The sequence below is a fragment of the Shigella sp. FC1967 genome (assembly GCF_001743005.1).
GTDB lineage: Bacteria > Pseudomonadota > Gammaproteobacteria > Enterobacterales > Enterobacteriaceae > Proteus.
Genome location: NZ_MIIZ01000470.1, coordinates 1 through 213 on the forward strand (window position 1 = coordinate 1; position 213 = coordinate 213).

A 213-nucleotide genomic window follows, 5' to 3' on the forward strand; every position below is an offset into this window, starting at 1 on the left:
GTACGTTAAGTGTTCCTGGTACAGGTGGCAAAAGTAAATCAGTAGCCATCGAAGTCCGCAAAAAAACGCACTTATGTGAACCGTGACGCCGTTGAAAAAGCGCAAGCGGATGAGCAAGCTCAGCGTGAAGCGGAAGAAAAGGCGCATCGCGAAGCAGAAGAAAAAGCCCAGCGCGAAGCACAAGAGAAAGCACAGCGCGAAGCTGAAGAAAAA

The 213-nt window shown here is 49.8% G+C and carries 1 pseudogene; it reads left to right on the forward strand.

Features of this window, described 5'->3' with window-relative positions:
* Positions 1-213 (forward strand): annotated as a pseudogene (locus BHE89_RS04070) (translation initiation factor IF-2 associated domain-containing protein); the annotation flags it as partial.